We start from the raw sequence: 12,806 nt of genomic DNA, 5'->3' as shown, positions 1-12,806 counted from the left end.
CGCCGCCCGAGAGGGCGGCGCTGGCGCATGTGTGCGCAGTCGACCGGGGGTAGGGTCAGTTGATCAGCCAGCTCAGCACCGTCACCCCCAGCAGCCACCAGACGAGCATGGCGAAGAAAGCATTGCGCATCAGCGCGGCCACCCCCTTCCATAGCAACCAAAGCCCCAGCGCCAGCACCAGCAGGGTGATCACAGTGATCGGGATGCCCAAGGAGTTGGATAGCCCCTGCATGAAGCTGCCGGCCGCCTCGTGGATACCGCTGAAGAAGCCGGTCAGGCCATTCACGATGAAGCGTATGAATTCGCCGAAGGCGTTACCGATGAAGGTGAAGGCGTCGTCCATGGAGGTGGCTTCCGGTGTGGGGTAGCGTCGGAGACCATCGAGGCCCGACAGGACTGACCTGTGGGGCATCGGCGTCAGTTGATGGGGTGAGTATCGCGACAAGCGGCCTGGGCTGGCAAGCCGGACTGACAACCCGGGTGGCCAAGTCGCTCACCCCAACTGGCTGGCGCGGGACACCACGCCGGCTTCCTCGGCGGCGCTGTCGGCCAGCGCCCGGCCGGCCTCGTCATAGACGTGGAAGACCGCATTGGCTCCCAGCTCGCGTATCGGCTCGATCTCTTCGGGGTACTCGACCACGGCGGTGATCCGGCCCGGGAACGCACGAGAGCGCAGCTGCTTCAGGGCGAAGAGGTTGCCGGCATGGTGCGGCATGGCTAGCACCACCATCTGGACGTCCCGGGACATCAGCAGCTTGTCCCAGAAGTCCGAATCAACGGCATCGCCCTCGAGAATATTGAAGCCCCGCCCACTGAGTGTCTTGACGCTCTGGGGGTTGCTGTCGATGCCCAGCACGCGCAGGCCATACTCCTTCTGCAGCCGACGATAGACGCTGCGGCCGATGCGGCCCATGCCCAGCACCACCGCCTCGGCGTCACCGACTTCGATGGGGCGATCGCTGGTAGAGAGCTCGCCGACGTTCACCGCCGGCAGCCGCGGCTCCAGCCAGCGATAGAGGCGTTCGCTGAAGCCGTTGAGAATCGCCGACAGACCGAAGCTGAGCGCCACGGCAAGGGAGATCACTACCAGCCAGTCGGCCGGGAGCCAGCCGCTGGAGACCGCGATGGCTCCGACGATGAGGCCGAATTCCGAGTAGTTGGTCAGGCTGAGCGTGGCCAGCACCGAGGTGCGGTGACGCATCCGGAAGCGCATGAAGACCGCCTGGTAGATCAAGCTCTTCAGCGGCAGGATGAGGACCAGCAGCAGGGTGACGCCCAGCATCTCGGCACTGGGCATTGCCGTCAGCCCGATGCTCAGGAAGAAGCCCACCAGCAGCAGCTCCTTGAGGCTGAACATCGAGCGGGCCAGGTTCTGCGCGGCGGGGTGGGGCGCCAGCAGTAGCCCGATGATCAGTGCACCGAGATCCCCCTTCACACCGACGGACTCGAACAGGGCGTAGCCCATGACCAGAGCCAGCAGTATGCCGAACAGCATCTGCATCTCGCCATGGCCGAGGCGGTCCAACAGGGCGCGCAGGATGGGGGCGAGGGGGATCAGCAGCACCAGGCCCAGGGCCCAGAGGCTCGGTAGTTCGCCGCTGGAGGCAGTGATGAAGAGCACCGCGAAGATGTCCTGCATGATCAGTACGCCGATGGCCAGGCGTCCGTAGGCGGTCTGGGTCTCGCTGCGCTTCTCCAGTACCTTGATCACGAAGACCGTGCTGGAGAAGGAGAGGGCGAAGCCCAGCAGCACCAGGGTCTGCCAGCCGGCATCGGCCAGCAGTCCCAGACCCAGCCACTTGAACAAGACCAGCAGCATCAACATCAGCAGGGTCGTGGCAAGCATGTGCAGCGAGGCGCCGCCCCAGACATCCGGGCGTAGCAGGGTGCGTACGTTCAGCTTCAGGCCGATGCTGAACAGCAGCAGGGTGACGCCGATGTCGGCCAGGGTCCCGAGCATCGGGGTCTTGTCGAAGCCCAGCGCGTTGAGGGCGAAGCCTCCGGCAAGGAAGCCGACCATAGGCGGCAGCCGCAGTATCAGGGCGACCATGCCGCCGATGAAGGCCGCGAGAAGAAAGGCCGGTTCGATCATGCACACTCCCTGTTCTGCAATCTTCGGCAAGACAGACAGTGTAGGGAAGTCGTAAGGTGAATGGCATTCATGATTTGGTGTATGCCTTCGAGGCTGAGGAGTCGCTGCCGCTTACCCTGGATGGCAAGCCCGCCCAGCATGAGGCAAATGTCGCCGGTCGGGCCTAAGGTAAATGGCAACCGCCCCGGGCGGACTCACTCCGGTCGAAAAGGAAAGACGACATCATGAGCCTCTCGCTGATCATCCCCGTTGCATTGCTTGGCGCCCTGCTGGTCTACGGGGTGGCGATCTACAACCGACTGGTCACGCTGAAGAACCGCTACCAGAATGCCTTTGCCCAGATCGAGGTGCAGCTCAAGCGCCGTCACGACCTGATTCCCAACCTGGTCGAGACGGCAAAGGCCTACATGAGCCATGAACGTGAGACCCTGCAGGCGGTGACCGAGGCGCGTAATGCTGCCGAGGTGGGTCTCAGGCACGCCGCTGCCAGGCCAGGCGAGGCTGGCCCGATGGCCGAGCTGGCCGGCGCCGAGGGCGTGCTGGGCGCTGCTCTCGGGCGTCTCAACGTGGTGATGGAAGCCTATCCAGACCTCAAGGCTTCCGAGAACATGCGCCAGCTCAGCGAGACCCTCACCAGTACCGAGAACCGGGTGGCCTTCGCTCGGCAGGCCTTCAACGATGCGGTCATGCAGTACAACACCTACCGGCAGAGCTTTCCCCCGGTGATGCTGGCTGGCTCCTTCGGCCACAAGCAGGAAGCGGCCCTGCTGGAATTCGAGGACAGTGCCGAGATACAGGCGGCCCCTAAGGTGAGCTTCTGAGCCGGCACTCATGGACTTCTTCACGGCCCAGGATCGCGCGCGTCGTCTGACTGGCAGGCTGGTCCTTCTGCTGTTGCTGGCAGTGGCCGCCCTCATCGCAGTGGCCTCCCTGGCGGTGGCCCTGGCGGTGGTGCTTCTCGATGGCGGTGCCTTCGCCGCCCAGCCCCTGGCCCGGGCCCTCGAGCCGCGCCTGCTGGCCGGAGTGGCGGCGGCGGTGATCCTGGTGGTGGGGCTGGGCAGCCTGGTGCGCCACCTTCAGTTGCGGGCCGGCGGCAGTGTGGTGGCCGAGTCCCTGGGCGGGCGGCCGCTCAACTTCGAGACTCGCAACGAGCGCGAACGCCAGTTGCTCAACGTAGTGGAGGAGATGGCCATTGCATCCGGCATGCCGGTGCCGGAGGTCTATCTGCTGGAGGATCAGGCGATCAATGCCTTCGCCGCGGGTCATGACCTGGATGACGTGGCCATCGGCATCACCCGGGGCGCCATCGAGGCGCTGGATCGGGACCAGCTGCAGGGGGTGATCGCCCACGAGTTCAGCCATATCCTGCACGGCGACATGCGCCTTAACCTACGGCTGGTGGCGCTGCTCCATGGCATCCTGGTGATCGGCCTGATCGGTCGCATGCTGCTGCATGCCTCGAGCAGCGGTCGCCGCATGAGATCCCGAAAGGGTGGAGGGCATGTCGCGGTGCTGGGCCTCGGTGCGTCGCTGATGGTGGTCGGCTATGCCGGGACCCTCTGCGGCAACCTGATCAAGGCGGCGGTGAGCCGACAGCGCGAGTTCCTGGCCGATGCCAGTGCCGTCCAGTACACCCGTAACCCCGAGGGGATCGGGGGAGCCCTGAAGGTGCTGGCCGCCCATCGCCTCGGCTCGCGGCTGCTCGCCTCCCATGCTGCGGAATTCAGCCATCTCTTCTTCGGCAGCGGCGTGCGCACCCTGCCTGGGCTGACGGCCACCCATCCACCGCTTCAAGCACGGATACGCCGGGTACTGCCCCGCTGGGACGGCAGCTTGCCACCAGCCCCGGTCATCCAGCCGACGCCTCCACGTCATGCCGCCGCTCCCATGGAGGGGGCCGCCGGCCTGGCCTCGAAGGCGTCTATCGGCGAGTCGATGCCTGGTGCGGTGGTGGCCGATGCCCTGGTGGCCGATGCCCTGATGGCCGAGGGGGGAGTCGCCGATGAGATCGTGGCCAGTGTCGGCCGGCCGAGCGCCGAGGACATCAGCCGGGCCCGTAGGCGGCTCGGCGAGATCGACGATGGCCTGATCGAGGCGGCCCACGAGCCCTCTGCGGCCCGGGCGCTGGTCTACGGCATCCTGATGGGTGCCGATGCCGGCAGTCGCGATGCACAGCGCCAGGCCCTGGTCGGACAGGCCCTGCCCGAGGTGCTTCGCGAGCTCGAGGCGCTAGAGGTGCCCCTGTCGCGGCTGGCGCCCGGCCAGCGCCTGCCACTGATAGAACTGGCGCTGCCGGTGCTGCGTCGGCTCTCCGTGGCGCAGTTGGGCCGATTCCAGGCCTGTCTGCGCCGGCTGATGGCACTGGAATCGCGACCAGGCGCGCTCCAGTGGGCGCTGCATCGGCTGGTGCTCCGGGGCATCCAGGGCGAGCGCCGCGCCCGACGGGATCGCCACCTGGCCGACCTGTCCGGGCCGCTTTCCCTGCTGCTCTCGACACTGGCCCTGGCCGGCCAACAGGACGAGACCCAGGCACATGCGTCCGTCGAGCGGCTCTCCGCTGTGCTGGGCGTGACCCTTGATTTCGTGCGTGAGCCGGCCCTGGCCACGGACCTGGACTGGGCCATGTCACGACTGGTGCGTCTGGTCCAGGCCGAGCGGGCTCCGCTGTTGGCAGCCATGAGCTGCTGCGTGCTACATGATGGCCGGATCGAGCCCGAGGAGGCCGAACTGCTGAGTGCCGTGGCCTGGACCCTGGGGTGCCCGCTGCCCAGTCCAGAACGCTTGGCTGGTCAGTCGGTCGGGGGAACGGCATGATGGGGAAACGGTTTTCTTACATCCACCATCTCTGGAGGACTTCGCGATGCTCACTCCCTTCCACCTGGCCGTGCAGGTCCGCGACATTGCCGAGGCCCGCGATTTCTACGGCCAACTGCTGGGTTGCCCGGAGGGTCGCTCCAGCGACAGTTGGGTCGATTTCAACCTCTATGGCCACCAGTTTGTCTGCCACCTGAACCCCGGGCTGGCAGAGAAGGGTATCGATGACCACCGCAACCCGGTCGACGGACACGGTGTGCCGGTACCGCACTTCGGGGTGGTGCTTGAGATGGCCGACTGGGAGGCTCTGGTCGACCGGCTCACCTCGGCGGGCGTTCGTTTCGACATCGAGCCCTACATCCGTTTCCAGGGCGAGCCCGGTGAGCAGGCCACCATGTTCTTCCGCGACCCGAGCGGCAATGCTATCGAATTCAAGGCCTTTCGCGACATCGCCGGCCAGCTGTTCGCTACATGAGGCAAGATGTCGCCTTGCGGGCGCGAGGGGGCTCTGGTGCAATGACGTTTCTTTCGTCAGGAGCAAAAGCATGGCCATGAAAGCCTGGATGCCGCTGATTTCGGCCCTGGCGCTGGGTGTGGGGCTCACCGGGTGCGGTAACGGTGAAGAGTCGCCCGCGTCGGCAGAGGACCAGCAGACTCAGGAATCGGTGTCTCAGCCGGCCACCGAGGAGGCGGCCTCGACGCCGGAGGCAGGCACCGACCAGAACCCCGTGGCGCCTGATGAAGCGGTGTCGACTGCCGAGACGGGCACCGACGAGGGATCCGCCGCGCCTGACGAGGCATTCATCTCTGATGAGGCGGCTGTCGATGTCGAGGGCGAGGCCATCCGCTCCGATGTCGATGCCATGATCGAGGAGACCGGGAAGCGTTTCGAGGAGGCGAGCCGCCAGATCGAGGAGCAGTTCCAGGAGGCCGAGCGGCAGGTGCCCGAGGTCGCCGGGTCGGCCGACTCGGAGACGTCGATGAATCTGGATTCGGTTCTCGAGGAGCCCTCGTCTCTGCCGGATGACATCTCCACCGTACCGGATGAGCTCGGCGAGGAAGAGGTCAACGCCATGATCGAGGAGACCGGTAAGCGTTTCGAGGAGGCGAGCCGTCAGATCGAGGAGCAGTTCCAGGAGGCGGAACGCCAGGCGCCGGGGGAGGCCTCGGCGTTCGACGCCGCTGATCCGGATGTGGCCGGCGATTGATGTCTATCCACCTGCCCCTGGCCTCCTGGCAGGAGAAGCCCCGACAGGATAGAAGCTCCGAAATAGAAGCCCCAATATGAAAAAGGCCCACCGAGAGGTGGGCCTTTCTCTATGGCGATCAGACGGTGATGCCGCCCTATCGCGTCCGGCTCAACCGAGGATCAGTCGGCGGGCCGGATGTTGGAGGCCTGAAGGCCTTTCTTGCCCTGGGTCACTTCGAAGGTGACTTTCTGGCCGTCCTGCAGGGACTTGAAGCCTTCAGCCTGAATCTCGGAGAAGTGAGCGAACAGGTCATCACCGCCGTCGTCCGGAGAGATGAAGCCGTAGCCCTTGGTGTCGTTGAACCACTTGACAGTGCCAGTTGCCATTGTCGATTTCCTTAACTAGCTAAATAATGATGCTTGGTCTGGGAGGAGTGACCTCGCCGCGGACCGGTAATACGTGGGCAAGACAAGAAGCAAGTGCGCACCGGGTATATCGAAGGAATCGAAGTACAACTGACGACTTTCAAGCTTGCTGACCAACGCAGCGGATAGTGCAACAGTGCCAAGGTTGCGTCAACAAGGTGTCGCAGTGAAACTGGCGCTGCCGCCCGCAAAAATTACTGTAGATGGAAAGCCTGCGGGCGTCCAGCATCCATCCCGCCCGCTTCCCCCAAGGTAAAGAGAGCCCCCATGCCCCATCAGCGCATCGCTTCCCGTGACACTCACAGCAAGCTGGTCGGCTACCTGCTGTGGCTGTTCGGTTTCCTCGGCGCCCACCGTTTCTATTCCGGCAAGCCGGTGACCGGTACCATCTGGTTCTTCACCCTGGGGCTGCTGGGCATCGGCTGGCTGATCGATCTCTTCCTGATCCCTTCCATGGACCGTCAGGCGGATCTGCGCTTCGAGGCAGGGCCCACTAATTACTCCCTGGCCTGGCTGCTGCTCACCTTCCTGGGGGTGTTCGGCATCCATCGCTTCTACCTCGGCAAGTGGCTGACCGGCATCCTCTACCTGCTGACCTTGACTATTCGGGCTCGGGGTACTCTATGACTTCTGGACCCTCAATGACCAGATATCCCTGCGTCACGCCCGGCGCGGCATCTTCAACGACTGAGTGCCATCTCGGTACATCAATCGCTGAGGGCGGTTCATGCTTGTTGACAACAGCAGGGGGCTCTCCATGTTCATCGATGCACAGTTCTGGCCGTTCCTGGTAGCCATCGTGCTGCTCAGCATGAGCCCTGGGGTGGATACCCTGCTGGTGATCCGCAACACTGCGCGAGGCGGATGGCGCGACGGCGTGGTGACCAGCCTGGCCATCTGCAGTGGCCTCTTCGTGCATGCGACGGTCTCGGCACTCGGCATCTCGCTGATCCTGCTCCAGTCGGCGTGGGCCTTTGGCCTGCTCAAGCTGGCCGGAGCCGCCTATCTGGTGTGGCTAGGCGTGCCGAGCCTGCTGGCCGCCCGGCGGGGACAGGGGCTTCCCGTAGGGGCTGTCCAGGCAGGGCGACATCCAGAGCGACATGAGGTGCCGCTGTGGCGGCCGGTGCGCGAGGGGCTGCTCTCCAATGTGCTCAACCCCAAGACGGTGGTCTTCTACATGGCTTTCCTGCCCCAGTTCATCGCCCCGGGGGACCCGGCGCTGGCCAAGTCGCTGTGGCTGGCCGGGGTGCATTTCGTGGTCGCCAACCTGTGGCAGATCGGCATCGTGGCGATGGTGGGCAGTGCCGGTCACTGGCTTGCAAGCAAGGCATTCACCCGCTGGCTCAACGGTATGACCGGCGCCGTGCTGGTCGGCTTCGGCATCAAGCTGGCATTGACCCGCCAGCCTGGCTGAGACAGGGACACCCCGAGGTGAGCGGCCCTGGCATCGGCCGGGGCCGCTGAGACGAAAGCCGGCTTTGCCCCTCAGTTACTGGCCAATAGCGAACGGTCATAGCGCACGGATGTCTCCGCTGCGCTCAGCATCGAGACCCCCGTGCTGTCCCCTCCGTTGGACAGGCTCTCGAAGATGACCCGATAGGCGAGCACGGCCTGCACGTAGTCGCGGGTCTCGCGAAAGGGGATGCTCTCCACGAAGAGATCGAATTCCTGCGGGGCCTCGCTCAACCAGCGGTCGACGCGATTCGGGCCGGCATTATAGGCGGCCGTGGCGGCCAGGCGGTTGCCCTGATAGCGGTCGAGCATATCGCGGATATAAGTGCTGCCCAGGCGAATGTTGACGGCCGGGTCGAGCACGCCATAGGGCCCCGGGTCGCTCATGCCGAGCCGACGGCTGACCAGGGTGGCGGTGCCAGGCATTAGTTGCATCAGGCCGCGGGCACCGGCCGGCGACAGCGCTTCGGGGTTGTAGGCGCTTTCGCGCCTGGCGATGCCCATCAGCAGGTAGGGGTCGACGCGGGTCTCCCGGCCCCAGTGCAGGAAGTCATCGCGATAGGCCTCGGGGAAACGCCACTCCAGTGCGTCCCAGAGCTTGCCGGCAATGGTGGTCTGCACCAAACGGGCCTGCCAGCCGCGCCGCTGGGCATAGTCCGCCAGCAGGCGGGCCTCCTGTGGTGTGCCCCTGGCCGCTGCGGCATACCATTCACTGGCGGCGAGGCCCGGCTCGCCGATGCGCAGCAGGGCCTCGGTGCGTCTTACGGCTGGCCAGTCGGTCACCGCCTCACGGCTGCTCGCGTCGATCCGGCTGCGCTCAGGGTTCAGGGCGTAGGGCTGGTCGATGCGATCGGCGGCGGCAAAGCCAAAGAAGTTGCGCTCTGCAGCGGCCCGGGCATAGGCCTCGCGTGCCAGAGCGTCGTTACCTTGCTGCTGCTGCGCCCGGGCAGTCCAGTACTGCCAGCGACTCTCGCCACGCTGTACCTCGTTCATCCGGCCGATCCAGTCGAGCACTCCGGTCCAGTCGCGATCGGCCAGCGCGGTCCTGACCCGCAGCTCGAGCAGGTCGTCGTCATGGCGGCCAGTCAGCAGGTTGTCGACCCAGCCGAGATTCTGGTCAATATCGCGAACCAGAGAATAGAAGGCCAGGCCATGCTCGATCTCGCGGCGATGGAGGGTCCTGATCGACAGGTGCGGGGAGAGCTTGCGCCAGGCCTCCAGGGCAGCCTCGGTATCCGCCCGGGTGAAGCCGTGCATGGCGGCGGCAAAGAGCGCGCTGCTGCCCCGGCATTCCGGCCCGAGGCAGGCGGGAATGCGGGTGATGGCGGAGAAGTCCTTCTGCAGCAGGGCCATGGCCGCGCGGCCATTCTGCCAGGAGTTGCCGAGCATACGGCCGAGATAGTCGGCGAGGCCGTTCTCGCCGGCCTGCCAGGCCAGTGTAATGCGCTCCCAGACTTCCTCCTCGCCGATGTCGCCGCCGGCTCGCAGGCTGTCGAAGAGGCTATTGCAGGCCTCCGGCTGCGAATGTCCGGTGAGCCACAATTCTCTTCCTCCCCGGGCAGCCGCCTGCGGGTCGGTGCCGAGCTGTGCGGTATAATAGTGGCACTGGCGCTCGGTGCCCGAGGGCACGCCGTTGGCCACCGCCAGCAGGCTGGCATAGCGTCCAGCCTCGCCGTACTGCTCAATGGCCTGGCCGCGCATCCATTCACCCAGCGGGGAGTCGTCATGGCGCTCGATGAAGGCCAGTACCGTCGCTGGCTCGGCCCCGGGCAGGCGGTCGCGCAGCCGGTGGTAGTCCACGTAGCCGGCCAGGACATGGTCCTCGATGGCGCCCTGGTCGACCTTCTCCCACTGCTGGCTACGCGCAGCCTGGAGGGCATCCTGCATGGCGCGGTCACTGCCCTGGGCGAGCAGCGGCAGACAGCACAGGGTGGCGGCGATCAGAGTCTTGCAGTGACCGAATGACAGGGGCATGGGGTGACCTCTTGGGGTTCACGGTCGGCGGTTATGCCATGGTGGCCGATAGCGGGGGGCTTGAGTAGTGTCGCCGTTGCCCGACAGGCATCCGGATGTTCGTCGCGGTGGCGGTACTCTATCGTGTAGCGGTATTCCCGTGAGTCGGCAAGGAGGTCGATATGGCCAGATGGGATAGTGGGTTCCTGGTGGAGCGGTTGCGCCGGCGCTCCCGTGTGCTGGGTGAGATGGTTCGCGCCCTCCGGCTGTTCCTGCCCATGACCCGCGACGTGCTGCTGCGCCGCTTCCGGCCGATGCCCTGGGGAGCCTTCCTGTGGATGCTGGCGGCCCTGGCATACCTGATATCGCCCCTCGACCTGATTCCCGATGTGCTCCTGCTGGTGGGGCTGGTGGACGACGTTGTGATCGTCGGCTGGCTGTTGACCCGCGTCGACCGTCGCCTGGCAGGGTATCGCGCCTGGCGGGCAGGCCGGGAGGCAGGGCCGACGCCCCCCTGTGAAGGTTCACGCGGCGGTGAACGCCCGCCCTGACACGATCTTTGAATCTTCTGCTGACAGCCGTGCACCGAGGTCCGGATGCCCCTCGGCTGGTCCCCCGCGCCGCCGACTGGCGACCCGACCGAAGATGGCGCTTGAAAAGCCGTCAGCGGTCCCCATATCGACGACAGTTCCACTTCGGTGGCTTCGCCACCATCGTCATGTCGAAAGAGGGGTCCGAGACACATGACCACTGCTACCCATGAAGAGACACTCGGCTTCCAGACCGAGGTCAAGCAGCTGCTGCACCTGATGATCCACTCCCTGTATTCCAACCGGGAGATATTCCTTCGCGAGCTGATTTCCAACTCCGCCGACGCCTGCGACAAGCTGCGCTACCAGGCGCTGGACAACGATGCGCTCTATGAGGGGGACAGCGAGCTGCGCATCGAGATCGATCACGATGCCGAGGCAGGCACCGTGACGGTGCGCGACAACGGCATCGGCATGAGCCGCGACGAGGTGATCGAGAACCTCGGCACCATCGCGCGTTCGGGAACAGCCGAGTTCCTCAAGCAGCTCTCCGGCGAGCAGCAGAAGGATGCCAGGCTGATCGGCCAGTTCGGCGTCGGTTTCTATTCCGGCTTCATCGTCGCCGACGACATCACCGTTCGCACCCGCAAGGCCGGAACCGCGGCCGATGCCGGCGTCGAGTGGCACTCCAAGGGCGAGGGTGAGTTCACCGTCGCCGACATCGAGCGCGAGGTACACGGCACCGAGATCACCCTGCACCTCAAGGAGGATGCCGGGGAATTCGCCGACGAGTTCCGCCTCAAGAGCCTGGTGCGCAAGTACTCCGACCACATCGAGGTGCCGGTACGCATGCCGAAGGTCGAGGCCGCCAAGGACGAGGACGGCAACGATATCCAGGGTAGCGAGACCACGACCTGGGAGACCGTCAACGAGGCCACGGCGATGTGGGTGCGGCCCAAGTCCGAGCTCACCGACGACGAGTACAAGGCCTTCTACAAGCACGTGGCCCACGACTTCTCTGACCCGCTGGCCTGGAGTCATAACAAGGTCGAGGGCAAGCTTGAGTACACCAGCCTGCTCTATGTGCCGGGGCGTGCTCCCTTCGACCTCTATGAGCGCGATGGTGCCCGGGGCGTGAAGCTCTATGTGCAACGCGTCTTCATCATGGACGATGCCGAGCAGTTCCTGCCGCTCTACCTGCGCTTCATCAAGGGCGTACTGGACACCCGTGACCTGTCGCTGAACGTCTCACGCGAGTTGCTGCAGCAGGACCCGCAGGTCGACAAGATCAAGTCGGCACTGACCAAGCGCTCCCTCGACATGCTCAAGAAACTGGCCAAGGACGGTGAGGCCTACCAGACCTTCTGGAACACCTTCGGCAGCGTGCTCAAGGAGGGCCCTGCAGAAGACCATGCCAACCGCGAGAAGATCGCCGGCCTGCTGCGTTTCTCCAGCACTCATACCGACAGCGCCACCCAGGACCAGTCCCTGGCCGACTACGTCTCGCGCATGCAGGACGGCCAGGAGAAGGTCTACTACATCGTCGCCGACGGCTTCAATGCGGCCAAGAACAGCCCCCACCTGGAGGTCTTCCGCAAGAAGGGCATCGAGGTGCTGCTGCTCCACGACCGCATCGACGAGTGGATGACGAGTCACCTCACCGAGTTCGAAGGCAAGAGCTTCGTCGACGTGGCCAAGGGTGAGCTGGACCTCGGCGAGATCGAGAACGAGGACGAGAAGAAGGCCCAGGAGGAGACCGCCAAGGCCAAGGAAGACCTGGTCAAGCGGGTCAAGGAGGCCCTGGGAGACGACGTTCAGGAGGTCAAGGTGACCCATCGCCTCACCGACTCCCCGGCCTGCGTGGTGCTGCCCGAACACGAGATGGGCTTCCAGATGCGTCGCATCATGGAGGCCGCCGGCCAGCCGATGCCCGAGGTCAAGCCGATCCTCGAGCTCAATCCCGAGCATGCCCTCGTGGCTCGCCTCGAGGGCGTCGAGGGCGAGGGCTTCGAGAACCTGGCGCATATCCTGCTCGACCAGGCGATCATCGCCGAAGGCGGACATCTCGATGATCCCGCCTCCTACGTCAAGCGCCTCAATACACTGTTGAGCGCCTGATACCGCCTGTAGTGACGGCATCTGCTGCGATGTCGCACCCCCTCCAGGCCGCCCTCGGGCGGCCTTTTTGCGGGTGTCCTGCCCTTCTGGTTTCTGTTTACATCAATGTTTGCAGTGCCTGAACTGCGGGTTTTCATTGAGGAGATAGTGCTACAGTGCACGGAGCCTTAACGTTCGCCTGGCTGTTGTGCAATGCGGCATGCTCCGGTATGAATATCTGGGCTGACCTATG

Annotated in this window: 11 protein-coding genes and 1 pseudogene; 8 read left to right on the top strand and 4 right to left on the bottom strand. The window is 65.0% G+C overall.

The window, feature by feature from the left end:
• Positions 1-55: 55 nt before the first annotated feature.
• Together ABE960_RS00290 and ABE960_RS00285 are read right to left on the bottom strand one after the other, a co-directional pair.
• Positions 56-343 (bottom strand): hypothetical protein, encoded by a 288-nt coding sequence (locus ABE960_RS00290; protein WP_349760220.1) that lies wholly within the window; start codon positions 341-343, stop codon positions 56-58.
• Positions 344-493: 150 nt separating this feature from the next.
• Positions 494-2,092 (bottom strand): cation:proton antiporter domain-containing protein, encoded by a 1,599-nt coding sequence (locus ABE960_RS00285; protein WP_349760219.1) that lies wholly within the window; start codon positions 2,090-2,092, stop codon positions 494-496.
• Between the two features lie 224 nt (positions 2,093-2,316).
• Between ABE960_RS00285 and ABE960_RS00280 the strand changes: the two genes are divergently transcribed.
• The 4 genes from ABE960_RS00280 (at position 2,317) to ABE960_RS00265 (ending at position 6,114) form a co-directional block, all read left to right on the top strand.
• The gene (locus ABE960_RS00280; protein WP_349760218.1) at positions 2,317-2,913 is read left to right on the top strand and encodes a LemA family protein; all 597 of its coding nucleotides are present in this window, start codon (positions 2,317-2,319) and stop codon (positions 2,911-2,913) included.
• Between the two features lie 10 nt (positions 2,914-2,923).
• The gene (locus ABE960_RS00275) at positions 2,924-4,906 is read left to right on the top strand and encodes a M48 family metallopeptidase (RefSeq protein ID WP_349760217.1); all 1,983 of its coding nucleotides are present in this window, start codon (positions 2,924-2,926) and stop codon (positions 4,904-4,906) included.
• A 46-nt stretch (positions 4,907-4,952) separates the two neighbouring features.
• Entirely contained in the window at positions 4,953-5,381 is a 429-nt protein-coding gene (locus ABE960_RS00270; RefSeq protein WP_349760216.1) for a VOC family protein, read from the top strand.
• Between the two features lie 70 nt (positions 5,382-5,451).
• Positions 5,452-6,114, top strand: coding sequence for a hypothetical protein (locus tag ABE960_RS00265; RefSeq protein WP_349760215.1), 663 nt, complete (start codon positions 5,452-5,454; stop codon positions 6,112-6,114).
• A gap of 161 nt (positions 6,115-6,275) precedes the next feature.
• On the opposite strand, the gene ABE960_RS00260 is transcribed toward ABE960_RS00265, so the two are convergent.
• Positions 6,276-6,482, bottom strand: a complete 207-nt coding sequence (locus ABE960_RS00260; RefSeq protein WP_023005630.1) for a cold-shock protein — start codon at positions 6,480-6,482, stop codon at positions 6,276-6,278.
• Between the two features lie 306 nt (positions 6,483-6,788).
• Here ABE960_RS00260 and ABE960_RS00255 point away from each other — a divergent pair.
• Together ABE960_RS00255 and ABE960_RS00250 are read left to right on the top strand one after the other, a co-directional pair.
• Positions 6,789-7,212 (top strand): annotated as a pseudogene (locus ABE960_RS00255) (TM2 domain-containing protein).
• Positions 7,213-7,278: 66 nt separating this feature from the next.
• Complete coding sequence (locus ABE960_RS00250; RefSeq protein ID WP_349760214.1) at positions 7,279-7,935, top strand: LysE family translocator; 657 nt, start codon at positions 7,279-7,281, stop codon at positions 7,933-7,935.
• Positions 7,936-8,006: 71 nt separating this feature from the next.
• Here the strand turns inward: ABE960_RS00250 and ABE960_RS00245 are convergent, their stop codons facing one another.
• Positions 8,007-9,947 carry a transglycosylase SLT domain-containing protein gene (locus ABE960_RS00245; RefSeq protein ID WP_349760213.1) on the bottom strand — a complete coding sequence of 647 codons (1,941 nt, stop codon included), beginning with the start codon at positions 9,945-9,947 and terminating at the stop codon, positions 8,007-8,009.
• A 161-nt stretch (positions 9,948-10,108) separates the two neighbouring features.
• Between ABE960_RS00245 and ABE960_RS00240 the strand changes: the two genes are divergently transcribed.
• Both ABE960_RS00240 and htpG read left to right on the top strand, forming a co-directional pair.
• Positions 10,109-10,477 carry a YkvA family protein gene (locus ABE960_RS00240; RefSeq protein ID WP_349760212.1) on the top strand — a complete coding sequence of 123 codons (369 nt, stop codon included), beginning with the start codon at positions 10,109-10,111 and terminating at the stop codon, positions 10,475-10,477.
• Between the two features lie 192 nt (positions 10,478-10,669).
• Positions 10,670-12,574, top strand: a complete 1,905-nt coding sequence (gene htpG, locus ABE960_RS00235; RefSeq protein WP_349760211.1) for a molecular chaperone HtpG — start codon at positions 10,670-10,672, stop codon at positions 12,572-12,574.
• The last annotated feature ends 232 nt before the right edge of the window (positions 12,575-12,806 follow it).

Source organism: Halomonas aquatica, from assembly GCF_040196335.1.
Taxonomy (GTDB): domain Bacteria; phylum Pseudomonadota; class Gammaproteobacteria; order Pseudomonadales; family Halomonadaceae; genus Halomonas; species Halomonas aquatica.
Note: the sequence above shows the minus strand (reverse complement) of the source record. Positions and strands in the feature narration are given on the sequence as shown.

Coding starts and splice junctions, on each gene's coding strand:
- ABE960_RS00290 (WP_349760220.1), bottom strand. CDS start 343: ATGGACGACGCCTTCACCTTCATCGGTAACGCCTTCGGCGAATTCATA.
- ABE960_RS00260 (WP_023005630.1), bottom strand. CDS start 6,482: ATGGCAACTGGCACTGTCAAGTGGTTCAACGACACCAAGGGCTACGGC.
- ABE960_RS00250 (WP_349760214.1), top strand. CDS start 7,279: ATGTTCATCGATGCACAGTTCTGGCCGTTCCTGGTAGCCATCGTGCTG.
- ABE960_RS00270 (WP_349760216.1), top strand. CDS start 4,953: ATGCTCACTCCCTTCCACCTGGCCGTGCAGGTCCGCGACATTGCCGAG.
- ABE960_RS00265 (WP_349760215.1), top strand. CDS start 5,452: ATGGCCATGAAAGCCTGGATGCCGCTGATTTCGGCCCTGGCGCTGGGT.
- ABE960_RS00275 (WP_349760217.1), top strand. CDS start 2,924: ATGGACTTCTTCACGGCCCAGGATCGCGCGCGTCGTCTGACTGGCAGG.
- ABE960_RS00280 (WP_349760218.1), top strand. CDS start 2,317: ATGAGCCTCTCGCTGATCATCCCCGTTGCATTGCTTGGCGCCCTGCTG.
- ABE960_RS00245 (WP_349760213.1), bottom strand. CDS start 9,947: ATGCCCCTGTCATTCGGTCACTGCAAGACTCTGATCGCCGCCACCCTG.
- htpG (WP_349760211.1), top strand. CDS start 10,670: ATGACCACTGCTACCCATGAAGAGACACTCGGCTTCCAGACCGAGGTC.
- ABE960_RS00285 (WP_349760219.1), bottom strand. CDS start 2,092: ATGATCGAACCGGCCTTTCTTCTCGCGGCCTTCATCGGCGGCATGGTC.
- ABE960_RS00240 (WP_349760212.1), top strand. CDS start 10,109: ATGGCCAGATGGGATAGTGGGTTCCTGGTGGAGCGGTTGCGCCGGCGC.